The 12,495-nt window shown below is 58.4% G+C and carries 11 protein-coding genes; 4 read left to right on the top strand and 7 right to left on the bottom strand.

The annotated features are described in order from the left end of the window. Nucleotides 1-52 precede the first annotated feature (52 nt). The 4 genes from KQ659_RS19970 to KQ659_RS19955 form a co-directional block, all read right to left on the bottom strand. On the bottom strand, nucleotides 53-1,075 hold the full coding sequence (locus KQ659_RS19970; protein WP_216679475.1) for an NAD-dependent epimerase/dehydratase family protein: 1,023 nt from the start codon (nucleotides 1,073-1,075) through the stop codon (nucleotides 53-55). 83 nt (nucleotides 1,076-1,158) lie between these two features. Then, nucleotides 1,159-1,929, bottom strand: coding sequence for a tyrosine-protein phosphatase (locus KQ659_RS19965; protein WP_226915710.1), 771 nt, complete (start codon nucleotides 1,927-1,929; stop codon nucleotides 1,159-1,161). Nucleotides 1,930-1,943: 14 nt separating this feature from the next. Further along, nucleotides 1,944-4,451 carry a polysaccharide biosynthesis tyrosine autokinase gene (locus KQ659_RS19960; protein WP_216690531.1) on the bottom strand — a complete coding sequence of 836 codons (2,508 nt, stop codon included), beginning with the start codon at nucleotides 4,449-4,451 and terminating at the stop codon, nucleotides 1,944-1,946. A 75-nt stretch (nucleotides 4,452-4,526) separates the two neighbouring features. Beyond that, complete coding sequence (locus KQ659_RS19955) at nucleotides 4,527-5,486, bottom strand: polysaccharide biosynthesis/export family protein (RefSeq protein ID WP_216690532.1); 960 nt, start codon at nucleotides 5,484-5,486, stop codon at nucleotides 4,527-4,529. A 249-nt stretch (nucleotides 5,487-5,735) separates the two neighbouring features. Between KQ659_RS19955 and KQ659_RS19950 the strand changes: the two genes are divergently transcribed. The 4 genes from KQ659_RS19950 (at nucleotide 5,736) to hpf (ending at nucleotide 8,635) form a co-directional block, all read left to right on the top strand. Beyond that, entirely contained in the window at nucleotides 5,736-6,881 is a 1,146-nt protein-coding gene (locus tag KQ659_RS19950) for an acyl-CoA dehydrogenase family protein (RefSeq protein WP_216679478.1), read from the top strand. Between the two features lie 177 nt (nucleotides 6,882-7,058). Further along, complete coding sequence (rpsU, locus tag KQ659_RS19945) at nucleotides 7,059-7,253, top strand: 30S ribosomal protein S21 (protein ID WP_216679479.1); 195 nt, start codon at nucleotides 7,059-7,061, stop codon at nucleotides 7,251-7,253. Between the two features lie 165 nt (nucleotides 7,254-7,418). Further along, the gene (locus tag KQ659_RS19940) at nucleotides 7,419-8,297 is read left to right on the top strand and encodes a tyrosine-type recombinase/integrase (RefSeq protein ID WP_216679480.1); all 879 of its coding nucleotides are present in this window, start codon (nucleotides 7,419-7,421) and stop codon (nucleotides 8,295-8,297) included. A gap of 38 nt (nucleotides 8,298-8,335) precedes the next feature. Further along, a complete protein-coding gene (hpf, locus tag KQ659_RS19935; protein WP_216679481.1) occupies nucleotides 8,336-8,635 on the top strand; it encodes a ribosome hibernation-promoting factor, HPF/YfiA family in 300 nt (99 codons plus the stop codon). Between the two features lie 141 nt (nucleotides 8,636-8,776). On the opposite strand, the gene metK is transcribed toward hpf, so the two are convergent. From metK to KQ659_RS19920, 3 genes are all read right to left on the bottom strand, one after another. Then, the gene (metK, locus tag KQ659_RS19930; protein WP_216685740.1) at nucleotides 8,777-10,042 is read right to left on the bottom strand and encodes a methionine adenosyltransferase; all 1,266 of its coding nucleotides are present in this window, start codon (nucleotides 10,040-10,042) and stop codon (nucleotides 8,777-8,779) included. Between the two features lie 186 nt (nucleotides 10,043-10,228). Further along, complete coding sequence (locus tag KQ659_RS19925) at nucleotides 10,229-10,963, bottom strand: SDR family NAD(P)-dependent oxidoreductase (RefSeq protein ID WP_216679483.1); 735 nt, start codon at nucleotides 10,961-10,963, stop codon at nucleotides 10,229-10,231. Nucleotides 10,964-11,282: 319 nt separating this feature from the next. After that, nucleotides 11,283-12,494 carry a class I SAM-dependent methyltransferase gene (locus tag KQ659_RS19920; protein ID WP_216685741.1) on the bottom strand — a complete coding sequence of 404 codons (1,212 nt, stop codon included), beginning with the start codon at nucleotides 12,492-12,494 and terminating at the stop codon, nucleotides 11,283-11,285. Nucleotide 12,495 lies beyond the last annotated feature (1 nt).

Genomic DNA, 12,495 nt, shown 5'->3' with positions numbered 1-12,495 from the left:
TACTCTATCAATAATAACAAATATTGGCCAAAACCGTGCAATCTGATTGTTGCTAAGATACGATAACCGGTTCGAGGCTGCCGGGTTTCGCTCCCAGCTCGGCCGCGCACCACGCCAGGGTATCAGCTAACGGCCGGAATGCTAGGCCGGTAGCGCTTTGCACTTTGGCGTGGCTGTATACCACCGGTTGCCGGCCGGCCCGGGCTGTATCTTTAGTAATGAGCGGTCGCGCTCCGGTGAGCACGGCGCGGGCGTGCTCCAGCCGCCAGATAATCTCAGCGGCCCAGTCGGGCACGGCCACGGTGGGCGGTCGGCGCTGCATGGCCGCCGCCGCCTGCCGAAAAAAATCGGCTAACGGCACGGCCTCGGCGCTCAGAATGTAGCGCTGGCCATTGGCCGCAGGCTGGTCGAAGGCCAGGGCCAGTAGCTGGGCCACCACGTCGCGCACGTCCACGAAATTGATGAGGCCGCGGGTGTAGAAGCGGTGCTGCTGGTGCGCGTAGCGTAGCAGACGGGTGCTGCTGCGGTGCCAGTCGCCCGGTCCCAGCACCACCGACGGGTTCACGATGACGGCTGATAGCCCCTCGGCCACGCCGCGCCATACTTCCAGCTCGCCCAGGTATTTGGAGGTGGCGTAGGCCGGATGCGCCGCCCCCAGGTCCCAGGAAGCCTTTTCGGTTACAGATAATGCCTCGCCTGGGGCCGCAACCGCCGCCGCCGCCGGCCCGCCCAGCGCCGCCACCGAAGATACGTGCACCAGCCGGATGCCCGGTCGTTCCAGACAGGCATCGACCAGGGCGGCGGTGCCCTGCACGTTCACGCTCAGCAGGAGGTCTTCGTCCTGCGGTGCGTACGATACCAGTCCCGCGCAGTGGAAAACATGCGTGACATCGGGAGTGATGGCCACTCGCAGCTGTTCGGTATCAAGCAGGTCGCCGGCTACCCACTCCACCCCGGGAGCACCGCCGGTAGGTACCGCGCCCCGGTGCAACGCGCGCACGGCCAGCCCCCGCTCCCGTAGCGCCCGCAACAGAAAAGAACCAATAAGGCCGGTGCCGCCGGTTACAAATATCATGAAATCAAGGATTAATGCCTGATGGCAAATAGGCAGTGTCAGCAGAAGTACTCAATTGCCAACGACTGCTAACGGGCCACTGGCTAAAGCGTATTGTTCAGCAAAGGAAGCCGAAGCAGCTTTTCCATGTATGGCTGCACGAGCGTGCGCTGGGCCAGGGTATCGGTGTGGCGCAGGTGGTGGGTATCGGTGCCAACGAAATCAACCAGTTCGCCCTCAATCAACTGCTCGGCTACTTTTTTAGCGGCTGGTGAGTAGTAGCCAGACAGCGAGTTCAGGTTCACTTGGAGCAGCACACCGTAGTCGCGGCGCATCTTCTCGATTTCGGCAAAGCGACCGTAGAGGTACGTATAGCGCTCCGGATGAGCCAATACCGGCTGGTAACCCTGAGCCTTCATCTCGAAAATAATTTCGAAAAGGTTAAGCGGCTCGTTCATGTACGAGGTTTCGAACAGCAGGTAGCGCTTGTCGCCGCCGAAGGTGAGCATCTCAGTCCCATCGGCCAACTTTTGGCCCAGAAACTCGTCGAGGTAGTACTCAGCGGCGCATTCGAGGGCTACATCGTGCAAGCCGGCAGCGGCAGCGGCCTCGCGCAGCAACTTAAGCGCGGCCCGAATGCCTTCCGGCGTATTCTTGTAGAAGTCGCCCATGATGTGGGGCGTCATCACCAGTTTGCGGTAGCCGAGGTCGCGCAAGGCCCGGAGTAGGTCCAGCGAATGCTCCACCGTTTCAGCCCCGTCGTCGAGGCCCGGCAGCAGGTGCGAATGCATATCGGTCGCCAGGGCTGCCAGCGTGGCCGGAGCCACCGAAGCGGAAGTCGCCCCGCCAAAAAGACGTTGCCAGAGCGAAGCCATTTATGATGTGTGTATTAGGTGAAAAACTTCTTCAGCTTTTCGCCGAAGGTCAGTTTTTTAGACGCGGGCTCCTCGTAGTAGCCCTGGCCATACGCACCATAGCCGTAGCCGTAGTCGTAGCCATAGCCATAGCCATAACCATAGCCGCCACCCGACTGCGCATCGTTGAGGATAGTACACATGCGCGTAAAGTTATTGCTGCGAATAAGCCGGTTCATGTTCTTAATGAAGGCCTTGCGCGAATAGCCGGCCCGCACAATATAAAGCGGAATATCAGCCTTGCGCATGATGAGAATGCCGTCCGTGACCAAACCCACGGGAGGCGTATCGATTAGAACGACATCGTACAATTGGAACAACTCCTGAATCATGGTATCGAATCGGTCGCTCAGAATCAGCTCTGACGGATTGGGCGGCGTCGGGCCGGCCGAGATAAACTGCAGGGAGTCAATACTTGTTGGCTGAATGCATTCCTGTACGTTATGCCGGTCAATGAGGATGGTACTTACTCCGCGCGTGTTTTCGGCCCCAAATGCCAGGTTGACTTTGGGCTTGCGCATGTCCAGGTCCAGGATGATGACCTTCTGTCCCGAGAGGGCAATGATGCCGCCCAGGTTCACGGTGACAAAGGTTTTGCCCTCGCCGGAGATGGTAGACGTCACCGAAATCAGGCGTTTCTTTTTGGATGAGCTGATGAAATCCAGGTTAGTTCGAATGGAGCGTATCGACTCAGAAATGGCCGATTTTGGGTTCTTGTCCACCACCAGGCGCGACACTTCCATTTTCTCCTTATCGTAGGTCGGGATGATGCCCAGCACCGAGGCTCGGGTGTTGCGCTCCAGCTCCCGCACGTTGGTCACCGTGTTGTGCATGAAGTAGCGCACCGCAATCAGGCCCAGGCCCAGCAGCAGCCCGCCCGCCAGCCCCACGGCATACACGATGAGCCGATTGGGGAAAATGGGCGGCGAGGGCGGCGAGGCCGGTGACAGAATCTGGAAGTCGGCCGTGGTGCCGGCTTTCTCGATATTGAATTCCATCTTCTTATCCAGCAGCATCAGGAAGGACTTTTCGTACAAGTCCAGCGGGCGTTGCAGGCGGGCCAGCTCGGTGCCCTTTTCGGGCAGACTCTGCAGCTCGCCGGTCAGCTTGGCGCGCTGGGCGTTGAGCTCGTCCATGCCGCGGCGCAGCAGCTTCTGGTTTTGCAGCAGCAGGCGCTGGATGTTGTTACGAGTAAAGGTGATTTTAGCCTGTTCGGCCTGCACTACCTCCGTTTTATCAGTATAGGAGCGTGAGAGTCGCCGCAGGTTCCACTGCAGGCTGTTTAGCTCGGCCAACTGGTCGCCCAGCTGCGGGTCTTCAATCTCGGCCAGCGCGGGAATGCTCTGCTGCACGGTCTGGTTTTCGTCGCGCGTGAGGTTGCCCTGCTGCGCCATCTGCGCAACTTGGCTCAGCAAAGTCAACGTTTGCGCAAGCTTAATTCGGTCCTCTTCCAGTTTCTCCAGCTTCGAGCTAAGTGTCCCTACCTCGGCCTTCACATCGTAGGTGCCGGAGCGCTGCACGAAATTTTGGAGGTTGTCTTCGGCATCCTGCAGGCTTTTGCGGTTCTCCTCCGAAATCTTATCCAGAAACCGGAGCTGCTTTTGGGTGGCTTCCTGCTTGCTGGCAATTTTTTCGACGAGGTATACCGAATCAATCTTATTGACGATGTCCTGTGCCTTCACTGCATTGAAATCGTTGAACGAGATGCCAATCGTATTGGCGTCCGGGTTAACAATCTCAACAGTCAGGTTCTTATCCAGATAGGCGTTCAGGGTGTTGTCATCCTGCACCGTGAAATGGTAATTGCTTTCCAGTGCGTCTATGTTCAGCTTATCTGTTGGCAGCACCTGCAGCGTAATGCCGGGCAATGCAATGGTCTGCCCTAGCGCGTATTCGCCGCCCTGTGGTCGGTTTTGATTGGTAAAGTCGAGCTTAAAACGCTGCTGATTCACAAATTTCAAATCGAACTTGCGGTTATACAGCGCGTTATCAGTGATTTTATAGACTACGCGGAAAGGAGAGGTTCCGTACATTTCCGACTCCAGCACCGTGCCCTGCACGTAGTAGTTCACATCCAAGTCCAGCGAGTCCTTCAGCCGCCGGTAGATGATGTTGGACTTAATCAGCTCCACCTCGCCAGCCAGCTTGCCGCGGCCTTTGTCAACCACGGTCGGGCCCATCTGTCCAGCTAGACCCAAAGCGCTACCTTCGTTGCGCTCGTCGATTTTGAGCAACGACGTCGACTTATACACCGGCTTAGTATAGCGCAGGTACAGCCACGAGGCCGTAACGCCCAGAATAATCAGCAAGAGCATCCACAGCAGGCTGCGCCGGGCTACCAGTACCAACGTGGCCAAATCCAGGCTGGATGATTCATCGTCAGCCTCATTTCCTCCGGCGTTGGACACAACCGAAGGCTCCACGGCTCCGCCGTTGGCATTTCGGATAAGCTCTTCCAACTCCGAGTTTTCGTTTACGGCCATTATAATATTATTGCCAGCGAGCGCTGGATTATGATAAGAGAAGCGAGCTGTTCAGTGCTTTCCTGTTTTATGGAATTATCTTTTTACAATGCTGTATATGAACAACGTAGTCGTCAGAATAAGGGAGGTGAAGCTGATAATGGGTGCCGCGTCGGCCAGGGTTTCTAGCACCGGGCGGTGTACGGGCTCTACGTAAACAATATCATTCGGCTCCATTTGCAGGTTGGCCCGGCGCATTCCCTCAAGCGTGGTCAGGTCCACCTGCTGAATACGTGGGTTTTTCAAGTCGCCCCGGATGATACGAATATTGCTGGCCTTGCCGCCGTAGCGGTAGAATCCGCCGCCGCCGCCTCCACCACCGCCGCCGTCTATTCCGCCGGCCAGGGCCAGCACCTCAATCAGGTTCATGTTATCGTTGGCCAGCGTGATAACCTGCCCACCGGTAGCGCCCAGCATGAAAACACGGTTGTTGGTCACCCGCGTGGTTACAAAGCTCTCTTTATAGAACTCGTTATAACGGATTTGCAGTATACTGTCAGCCTGTAGCAACGACAAGCCACTCACCTTCACCCGGTTCACCAGCGGCAGTACCACCGTGCCATCTGCTTGTACCAGAAACTCGGAGCCGGCCGTAGCGCTGCCGGCCGTCTGGCCCGTGGCGCGCTGGCCTCCGGCAGCGCGGGCGTTGCCACCACCACTGCTGGGGCTGGCGGCGGCACCGGTGCTACGGCTGGGTAGCGCTCCGCTGGGCTGGCCAAACTGTAATTCGCCGTTGGGGTCCAGAATGCGCTCGCCCTTGTTGGTATTCACCCGCACTTCCAGAAAATCGTTGGGCTGGATGAGGTAATTGCGCGCCGTACGGTTCACGGCCAGGCGCAGCTTGGTGCTGTCCAGCTGACGGCCTTGGCTGTCGGTAAGCCGGAACATGGTGCGCTGGTTGTAGTAGCGAGTAGAAACGCACGACGAAAAAAGCAGCAGCGTGGGCAGGGCCAGCAGTCCGAACTGCTTGAGGCGACGAAAGGGAAATGTCGGCATGAAGGCCAATTAGGGCTGAATCAAACAAAAACCAGGAAAAACTTTAGCCCCGCAAGACAGATTCTCCCCAAAAAGCCTCAAAAGTAACGCTTTTACCGCGCCTATTCAACAACAGGCGGTTATGATGGGTTGTACCCTGTCCATTGTCAACTGCCTGAATCGTACTTTCGTGGACCGAAAACAGCTAAACTGCCGTTCGGGTACTCATTACCTTATATTTTCTTAAATCCCACCCTTATTTCCCTTTACATGGAAGCCGTAGCCACCGAAAACCAAACCATGATAGCGCAGATGGTGCGCGACTTTGGTGCCCAGCACATCAAGCCCGATATGATGAAATGGGATGAGAGCCAGGAGTTTCCCATCCATGTGTTTCACAAGCTCGGCGAGCTGGGCCTGATGGGCGTGCTCGTGCCCCAGGAGTACGGCGGAGCCGGTTTTGGCTACGTCGAGTACGTGACGGCCATTGCCGAGCTGTCCAAGATTGATGGCAGTATTGGCCTGAGCATGGCGGCCCACAACTCGCTCTGCACCGGTCACATCCTCCAGCATGCTTCTGAAGAGCAGAAGCAGAAATATCTGCCCAAGCTGGCCTCCGGCGAATGGATTGGCGCCTGGGGCCTCACCGAGCCTAACACCGGCTCCGATGCCGGCAACATGCGCACCACCGCCGTGCTCGACGAGAGCGGCGAAAACTACATTATCAACGGTGCAAAAAACTTCATCACGCACGGCAAATCCGGCAACGTGGCCGTGGTTATCGTGCGGACTGGCGAAGTGGGCGACTCGCACGGCATGACGGCCTTCATCATTGAGCGCGGCACGCCGGGCTTTGAGGCCGGCCGCAAGGAAGACAAGCTGGGCATGCGCGCTTCCGAAACCACCGAGCTGATTTTTACCGACTGCAAAGTGCCGAAGGAAAACGTCATTGGTAAGGTAGGCGACGGCTTTGTGCAAAGCTTGAAAGTGCTCGACGGCGGTCGCATCAGCATTGCGGCCCTCAGCCTGGGCATCGCCCAGGGGGCTATGGAGGCCGCCACCAAGTACAGCAAGGAGCGCCACCAGTTCAACCAGCCCATCAGCAACTTCCAGGGCATTGCCTTTAAGCTGGCCGATATGGCGACCGAGATTGAAGCCGCCAGCCTGCTCACCTACCGCGCTGCCGACATGAAGGACCGTGGCCTGAACGTGAACCTGGAGTCGGCCATGGCCAAACTTTACGCTTCGGAAGTATGCGTGCGCACTGCCAACGAAGGCGTTCAAATCTTCGGTGGCTACGGCTACACCAAGGATTACCCGGCCGAAAAATATTACCGTGACGCCAAGCTTTGCACCATCGGCGAGGGTACCAGCGAAATTCAGAAGCTGGTGATTGCCCGCGCTCTGCTTAAGTAAACCGTGAATTTTGGCGGGTTTCGCGGGTTTTAGGTACGGTTCAGCCGTTTTCGCCTAGGCGTTGGAAATGAATCGACTACAAAATCCGTGAAATCCGTTTGAATTCGATAAATCCGTGATTATCTTTGCGGCCCGGTTTATACCGCCTCCCTCTGAAAATCTCCCTCATTCCCTGATATGATTATCATTCAAATCAAAGACAACGAATCGGTTGACCGCGCTCTGAAGCGTTTCAAAAAGAAATTCGAGCGCACCGGCGTTCTGAAAGAGCTGCGTCGTCGCACCTTTTTCCAGAAGCCCAGCATCACCCAGCGCAAGATGAAGCAGAAGGCTGTTTACAAGCTCGCCACCTACGGCCAGCCCGGCGAATAGCCCGAAGTTTTTCGGTTGTTTAGCTTTGTTGAAAACCGGCTGGTTTGCCTTTATTGGCAAGCTAGCCGGTTTTTTCGCGTCCATATAGGAACGGAAAGCTTGGCGTAAAATAAAAAAATGCTACATTGGATGCCCGGCCCACCGCCGGGTATTTTTGGTGTTGGTATGGATGCTTTTCTCGGTTTTTTGCGCTTTGAGCGGCGCTATAGTCCGCATACGCTGGTGTCGTACCAAACGGACCTGGGCCAGTTTGCCGCCTACCTGAAATCGGCCTACGAGCTGGCCGACCCCGCCCAGGCCACGCACCCGCTCATCCGGGGCTGGGTGGTGGAGCTGATGCAGGAAAATCTGGACCCGCGCACCGTGAACCGCAAAGTGGCCTGCCTGCGCTCATACTACAAGTTCCTGCTGCGCACCGGCCGCATCGAGGCCAACCCCATGCTGCGCATCACGGCCCCCAAAATGGCGAAGAAGCTGCCCGAATTCGTGCCCGAAGAGGCGCTGAACGGCTTGCTGAATACCTTCGAGTTTGGAGATGACTTTGCCGGCCAGCGCGACCAACTGGTGCTTGAAATGCTATACGGCACGGGCATTCGCCTTTCGGAGCTCATCGGCATTCATGCCGATGATGTGAGCTTGGGGGCCAGCACCGTGCGCGTAACCGGCAAGGGTAATAAGCAGCGCCTTGTGCCCCTCAACCCCACACTGAAGCTCGTGATAGAGCGCTACCAGGCCCGGCGGGCGCATGAGTTCGGCGCCGCCGGCGGCCCGCTGCTGCTCACCGACAAGGGCGAGGCCATGTACGAAAAGTTCGTGTACCGTACCGTGAAGCGCTACCTGAGCCAGATTACTACTTCTGGCGCGCAGCAGCACCCGCACGCGTTGCGCCACGCCTTTGCCACGCACCTACTGGGCAAGGGTGCCGACCTGAATTCCATTAAAGAGTTGCTGGGCCATGCCAGTCTGGCGGCCACGCAGGTGTACACGCACTTGTCTGTCGACCGCCTGAAATCCGTATTTAAACAGGCCCACCCACGGGCCTGAGTTTTGTGTTACCCTTTTACCTCTAAATCACCCGCTTTATGAAAATTCAGATGCATTCGGTGCACTTCGACGCCGACCAGAAATTGCTTGATTTTGTTCAGCAACGCTTGAATAAGCTGGAAACTTTTTATGACAAGGTTACCGAAGGCGAAGTCATTATGCGCCTCAACAATAAAGATGGTATTGACAACAAAACCATCGAGATAAAGCTGCTGGTGCCCGGCAACATCCTGTTCAGTACGGAAGATGCTGCTTCCTTCGAAGCCGCCGCCGATGCCGCTACTGATAGCCTGCGCCGCCAGATTACGAAGCACAAAGAGAAAACGCTGACGCACTAAATTTCAGCTGTTAGCTCTTCGCTTTTAGCCGTTAGCTTTTAAGCCAAACGCTGAAAAGCCCCGCTTGATTTTGTCAGGCGGGGCTTTTCAGCGTTTGGCTCAAAAGCTAACGGCTAAAAGCTATAAGCGAAGGGCTAACAGCTAATTGAGTCCAAACTCGGCCTTAATCTGGGGCACGTAGTCGAGCTTTTCCCAGGTGAAGGTTTCGAAGGTTTTCTTCTCGCCGTTGGGCATCACTACGTCCACCGTGCCGGGCTGGCGGCCCATGTGGCCGTAAGCCGCCGACTGGGCGAAGATGGGGTTTTGCAAGCCGAAGCGCTTCACGATGGCGTAGGGGCGCAGGTCGAACAGCTTATTTACTTTCTCGGCTACTTCGCCGTCGGAGAGGGGCTGGCCTGCAGCGTTTTTCACCTTGATGGTGCCGTAGGTGGTCACAAATACGCCCACGGGCTGGGCCACGCCGATGGCGTAGGCTACTTGCACCAGCACTTGGTCGGCCACGCCGGCGGCCACCAGGTTTTTGGCAATGTGGCGGGCCGCGTAAGCCGCCGAACGGTCTACTTTGGAGGAGTCTTTGCCGGAGAAGGCGCCGCCACCGTGCGCGCCCTTGCCGCCGTAGGTATCCACGATGATTTTGCGGCCGGTGAGGCCGGAATCGCCGTGGGGACCACCGATGACGAACTTGCCCGTGGGGTTGATGTGGTAGGTGATTTTATCGGTAAACAGCGCCTGGGCATCGGCGCTCAAGCCGGCTTTCACGCGCGGGATAAGAATGGCCAGCACATCGGCTTTGATTTTGTCCAGCATCACGCTCTCGGAGGCATCAAACTCGTCGTGCTGGGTGCTGATGACGATGGTATCGATGGCCTCGGGCTTGTGGTCGTCCGAGTAACGGATGGTTACCTGGCTCTTGGCGTCGGGGCGCAGGTAAGGCATGACCGTGCCTTCGCGCCGGATGGCGGCCAGCTCCTGCAGCAGGCGGTGCGAGAGGTCAAGGGCCAGCGGCATGTAGTTGGCCGTTTCGTGGCTGGCGTAGCCGAACATCATGCCCTGGTCGCCGGCGCCCTGGTCTTCATCCTTGGCGCGCTCCACGCCCTGGTTGATGTCGGGCGACTGCTCGTGCAGGCGGTTCATCACCTCGCAGGTGTCGGCGTTGAAAAGATACTCCGGCTTGTTGTAGCCAATGCGGCGAATGGTTTCGCGGATGATGGGCTCGGCATCGACGTGGGCTGTGGACTTAATTTCGCCGGCTACGAGGGCAAAATCGGTCGTTACGAGGGTTTCACAGGCTACTTTGGCAGTGGGGTCCTGGCGCAAATACTCATCGAGGATGGCGTCGGAAATCTGGTCGGCAACTTTATCGGGATGGCCTTCCGAAACCGATTCGGAAGTGAACAGATAGGGCATTGAGTGCGCGAAAAGAGCGGAAGATAGAAACGAAGTGCGCCCGCCAAGCCGAAACCGGCAGGCGGGCGCGACGCAAAAGTACGGAAATTCGGGCTATTGGTGGTTATGCAGTTGCCGGGGAAATGCAGTAGGGGTCAGCAGGCAACGGGAAACAGAAGCCGTAGTTGGGCCTACTGAGCGGCGGTATTATAGCTGCGCCAGCCGGCCGCCGTCCACCACCAGCGTGGTGCCGTGCACAAAGCTGGCTTCTGATGAGGCCATGAAGGCAATGGCGGCGGCCAGTTCCTCGGGGGTGCCCACGGCGGCTTCATCGATTTTTTCGGTGCCGTTTTTCACATTGGGGTTGCTCCAGAGCATGGGCGTGTCTACGGCTCCGGGGGCTACGGCATTGATGCGGGTCTGCTTGCGGTCGAGCTCCAGGCTCATGCCGCGCACGAAGGCTTCGAGGGCACCTTTGCTGGTGGCGTAGGGCACTACGTTGGCCGTGGTTTGGTGGGCGTGCACCGAGCTGATGGCCACGATGGAGCTGCCGGCCGGCATATGCGGCAGGCAAAGCTGGGTGAGTTGGGCCAGCGAACGCAGGTTCACCAGCATCAGCAGGTCCCACTGCGTCAGTGGCAGGTCTACGAGGTGGTCAAAGGTCATCATGGCCGCGTTGCACACCAGCACGTCGATGCGGTGATACCTGGCCAGTACTTTGTTCACGGTGGCGGTAATGGCGCGGGGCTTGCTCAGCTCGCAGGCTATAAACAGGGCCTTGCCGCCGGCTTTGGTGATGAGGCGCACGGTTTCGGCGCCCTCGGCTTTGTCGCGGCCCAGGGCTATTACGGTGCCGCCCTCGGCTCCCAGCCGCACGCAGCAGGCCCGGCCGATGCCGGAGGTTCCACCCGTTACCAGGCACACTTTATCTGTAAAACGCATCGCTGAATTATTGAATTAAAAGCATTGCGTTGACTGCGCAACTACTCTACGGGGCACAACCGGCTGAGGCGGCTTTTGTGCTGGCTAATCGAAGTGGTGAATTGTTGAGCGTCAGCCCCAGCGGGGTGGCATATCGGTAGTTAGGTGAAGGACTTGGTTGTTTTGAATCCCCGGTGGGGCGACACTCGTTCAACGAGTGTCGCCCCACCGGGGATTCAATTACGTTTTCTGCACTATTTGCTACCGATATGCCGCCCCGGTGGGGCTAAGGTTCAATATGTAGGGCTTGGATTAAATAAGTGGCACGAAGCTCCCGGTTTCAGGCCAAGCCATTCACCGGGGGCGTGAGCTTTTCGCACACCAGCACCACTGGCCGGCTGCGTAGGTCGGTGGTAGCAAACAGGTAAACTTCGCCGCCCTCGCGGATGCCGGTGCGCCGGCGGAAATCGGCCACCGAATCCGGGAAATTGCGGGTGGTGACGTGGGCGCGCGCCTCTGGCCCCAGGTGGGCTTTGAGGGCTGCGCCATCGGCCTTTTCCACGGCCAGGATTTTGAAGACCCGGCCCGGAAAATCGGCCCGCAACACATCAGAGGTATAAAGGTGGCTGTGCTGGTGCAGCTTGAGCAGCTCGAACGCCGTGCCGATGCTGCGGAATGCGCCCGCCTTGAGCACGGCCGCGTTGGGCTCGTAGAGGTACTGCTGGGCCTCGGCGTAGCGGGGGATGGCGCGGGCCTCGCGGGCACGGTTGAGGCGGAATTCCTGCTGGGTGCCGTCGCGGCGCAGGTTCAGGGCATAGCGCTCGGGGTCTACGGCGGGCTCCTGACCCAGCTCGTAGAGCACTTCCTTGACCTCATTATCCACGGCCACTACCCAGAGGCGGCGCACATGGGCCAGGCCCTGCACCGCGTGCTCAATATCAAGCATGGGCGAGGTTTTGAGTAGCACCTTATCGGCCTTGTGCAGCAGCAGGGGCAACAGCTTCGCTACGTCGGGCTCGCAGTCGCGCAGTAGGAAAATCTTGCGGGCGGCGGTGTCGCGCCGGGCCGGGTCGAGGTAGAGCCAGTCGTAATGATGCGGCGTGCTTTTCAGAAATGCCACCGCATCGGCGGCATTAATGGTCACATTATCAATACCGAGCTTGCCGAAATTATAGCGCACTACTTCCGCCAGCGCGGGGTCGCGCTCCACGTAGTCGACCTGCGCCACGCGGGCGGCAAAGGCGGCCGAGTCGGCCCCGAAGCCGCCGGTGAGGTCGGCCAGGCGCTGCCCGTCGACCAGATTGGCCTTGAAAGCCGCCGTGCGGGCCGACGACGCCTGCTCGACGGATAGGGCGGGCGGGAAAATCAGTTCCAGGTTATCGGCCCAGGCGGGGAGCTTGGCGCGGGCTTTTTGGCGGGCCTGAATCTGGCGCACCAGTTCAGGAACGGGGAGGCCGGGGTGGCGGCGGGCTTGGAGGGCCAGGTGGGCGGGGTCGTCGTGCAGGTGCGCGGCCACGTACCGCCGGGCCGCTTCGGGCAAGGGGTAGTCCATG

Source organism: Hymenobacter siberiensis (assembly GCF_018967865.2).
GTDB lineage: Bacteria > Bacteroidota > Bacteroidia > Cytophagales > Hymenobacteraceae > Hymenobacter > Hymenobacter siberiensis.
The sequence above is the reverse complement of the archived record's forward strand: the minus strand, read 5'-3'. Positions and strand labels throughout refer to the sequence as shown.

What these genes read in the sequence shown, in the direction of transcription:
- KQ659_RS19925 (WP_216679483.1), bottom strand. Translation starts at nt 10,963, where the DNA reads ATGCGTTTTACAGATAAAGTGTGCCTGGTAACGGGTGGAACCTCCGGC.
- KQ659_RS19965 (WP_226915710.1), bottom strand. Translation starts at nt 1,929, where the DNA reads ATGGCTTCGCTCTGGCAACGTCTTTTTGGCGGGGCGACTTCCGCTTCG.
- KQ659_RS19920 (WP_216685741.1), bottom strand. Translation starts at nt 12,494, where the DNA reads ATGGACTACCCCTTGCCCGAAGCGGCCCGGCGGTACGTGGCCGCGCAC.
- KQ659_RS19955 (WP_216690532.1), bottom strand. Translation starts at nt 5,486, where the DNA reads ATGCCGACATTTCCCTTTCGTCGCCTCAAGCAGTTCGGACTGCTGGCC.
- rpsU (WP_216679479.1), top strand. Translation starts at nt 7,059, where the DNA reads ATGATTATCATTCAAATCAAAGACAACGAATCGGTTGACCGCGCTCTG.
- hpf (WP_216679481.1), top strand. Translation starts at nt 8,336, where the DNA reads ATGAAAATTCAGATGCATTCGGTGCACTTCGACGCCGACCAGAAATTG.
- KQ659_RS19960 (WP_216690531.1), bottom strand. Translation starts at nt 4,451, where the DNA reads ATGGCCGTAAACGAAAACTCGGAGTTGGAAGAGCTTATCCGAAATGCC.
- KQ659_RS19970 (WP_216679475.1), bottom strand. Translation starts at nt 1,075, where the DNA reads ATGATATTTGTAACCGGCGGCACCGGCCTTATTGGTTCTTTTCTGTTG.
- KQ659_RS19950 (WP_216679478.1), top strand. Translation starts at nt 5,736, where the DNA reads ATGGAAGCCGTAGCCACCGAAAACCAAACCATGATAGCGCAGATGGTG.
- KQ659_RS19940 (WP_216679480.1), top strand. Translation starts at nt 7,419, where the DNA reads ATGGATGCTTTTCTCGGTTTTTTGCGCTTTGAGCGGCGCTATAGTCCG.
- metK (WP_216685740.1), bottom strand. Translation starts at nt 10,042, where the DNA reads ATGCCCTATCTGTTCACTTCCGAATCGGTTTCGGAAGGCCATCCCGAT.